The organism is Defluviimonas salinarum (assembly GCF_026013545.1).
Classification (GTDB): domain Bacteria; phylum Pseudomonadota; class Alphaproteobacteria; order Rhodobacterales; family Rhodobacteraceae; genus Albidovulum; species Albidovulum salinarum.
On sequence record NZ_JAPDOG010000077.1, the window covers coordinates 1 to 2,309 of the forward strand.

Below are 2,309 nucleotides of genomic sequence, written 5' to 3' on the forward strand. Positions count from 1 at the left end.
ACTGGCGCAGGGTCGCAACCCGTTACGACAGATGCGCCAAGACCTTCCTTTCCGCCGTCGCACTCGCCGCAACCGTCCTGTTCTGGCTTTGACGATCAATGAGTCTGGAGCCTAGCCACCGTCTTGTCACACCTCACGCCAAGTTTCCCTGACAGGACCCCCACGCCTGTTCCGATCATCCGAGCCACCTCTCTCCGGGATTCCCACGCGCGCCCGAAATTGACTCTTCTCTGGTGCGGGGCAAATTTGATACTGTCAAAAAGTACGCAAGCGCCTAAGTCCTTTGGACTGAAGCTGGGATTGCAATACCTGCAATCGTGGCGGTGGACTAGGATCGCATTTTATTTGTCACTTGTACGGAAGGATTTGAACAATGAGCATTCGGATGGCGTCAAGCCCAGCCTTAATAAACACAATTCTTGGGTTTTCGCTGGCGGCACTAACACCAAACTCAGCTCTTGCCTACATTGGCCCCGGCGCGGGTCTTGGCGCCATCGCCGTTACCATAGCCGTGGGATTCGGTTTCCTTCTTCTTCTGATCGGGCTTGTCTGGTACCCGCTCAAACGACTCTTGAAGAGAGGAACAGGCGGCAGTAAGGCGAAAGACAAGTCGGAGTGATCGTCGAGGCCGTAGTTTCGCTACTTGCGGTTGGAGCCTTTGCCTTCGCCCTCAAGGGCTTGGCAATCGTCGGCGTTGCAAGAGAAGCATTGAATCTGGCCGCGGCTGGAGTCTCGGCGATGCTTGACCAGGAGCTCGATGACCTTGGGAAAGAAGTTGCCGTCCGACGCGCAGGCTTCGGCCTAATCAAATCCGCATTCAGTATTTTCTGGCGTTTCGGTCTGACTCTCGTCGCAGCCTCCGTTCCTATTTTCGGCGCAGAACTCGTCGGGCTCGCCTCCAGCGTGGATGTGATGAACTTCATGCTACAATGGGAGTACATTCTCGGCTTATCGATACTGGGCGTTCTACTGTCCGAGTTTATTAGACGCCGGCGAAGCCCATCCGTAAAAGAAGACGCCTCAGCGAACCGCTACTCGACTGCGGACCGCTTGATCCATATGATCGCGTTCTCCCACCCGAAGGTTCTGAAAACAGCATCCCGGTTAGAGGATGCACTTATGCCGATGACTGCGGAACAGACTTCATTTCGACCCATTTTCATTACGTCGTTAGCTAGAGCCGGCACAACCGCTGTCTTAAATGCACTTTATGATCTGCCAAGTATAGCCACGCATACTTATCGTGATATGCCCTTCCTCACCGCACCCCGGCTTTGGAACCTACTCGCAGGAGGCAGTAGCAGATCTGTCGAACGCCGGGAGCGCGCCCATGGCGACGGTCTCGAAATTGACCTCGAAAGTCCCGAAGCTTTTGAAGAAGTCGTGTGGCAATTGTGCTGGCCGGACAAGTATGGGGAGGCTGGTATCAAGTGCTGGGATGAGACAGATAGAGAAAATAAGAGTGAGCAATTTCTCTTTCACCACATGATCAAGATAATCAATGCGCGGTTATATAAGGGAGAAGCTTCCTCTTTTCAAAATGCAAGATATTGCTCAAAGAACAATGCCAACATCGCGCGCATCTCGTTCTTGAAAGCCGCCTTCCCAAATAGCCAGATCGTCGTCCCGATAAGGCAGCCAGGTGCCCACGCGGCTTCGTTACTGCGACAGCATCAAAACTTCTGTAAATTGCATGACCGGGACGCATTCATTCGTCGATACATGCGTGATATTGGTCACTTTGAATTCGGACAACTTCATAAACCTATTCTGTTTCCAAGCGTTGAATCGAACAGCTACGATCGATCTTCGGGAAATTATTGGCTACAGTATTGGATTCATGCTTTTCGCGAAATTCTAAACTATCAAGAGACTTGTATATTCGTGCTTCAGGACGATCTTCGCTCGTCGCCACAACGGGCCATGGAGGACTTATGCGTGGCTTTGGGTCTGCACCAATCCACTTTGCAGTTTTCTGGCTATTTTCGCTCCGAACCCGATCAACCTATGCCGGGGCTGTTTGACCAAGAACTGTACGATGAGGCGGAAACTCTTTATCGGGAGATGGAAGCTATTGCGAAACGTCAGAGCGCAGGCATCAAGACTCCAGCGCAGTATTTGTAAGGGTCTTTTCAGAGGGAATTCCGTTGAGTGGGGCAGGGCGGTTTCGTAGCGTCGCGGGATAACGAAAGATGTCCACTTAATCTTCTTGCCGTGCTATTTTGGGCAAGGAGGATCGCCACATGGGACACTCATCGGCAGCGAAGAAGGCCGGGCCGCGTGACGCTGCGAGCAAGGTCGCGCAGCAG

General features: G+C 52.6%; 2 protein-coding genes and 1 pseudogene. All 3 read left to right on the forward strand.

Features of this window, described 5'->3' with window-relative positions:
* Positions 1-92, forward strand: a pseudogene (locus tag OM960_RS25265) (IS5/IS1182 family transposase); the annotation flags it as partial.
* Between the two features lie 281 nt (positions 93-373).
* The gene (locus tag OM960_RS25270) at positions 374-619 is read left to right on the forward strand and encodes a hypothetical protein (protein WP_263332693.1); all 246 of its coding nucleotides are present in this window, start codon (positions 374-376) and stop codon (positions 617-619) included.
* Positions 616-2,124: a sulfotransferase gene (locus tag OM960_RS25275; protein WP_264773920.1), complete on the forward strand. Its 1,509-nt coding sequence runs from the start codon at positions 616-618 to the stop codon at positions 2,122-2,124. Before OM960_RS25270 ends, OM960_RS25275 begins: the two co-directional genes overlap by 4 nt.
* Positions 2,125-2,309 lie beyond the last annotated feature (185 nt).

What these genes read in the sequence shown, in the direction of transcription:
- OM960_RS25270 (WP_263332693.1), top strand. Translation starts at nt 374, where the DNA reads ATGAGCATTCGGATGGCGTCAAGCCCAGCCTTAATAAACACAATTCTT.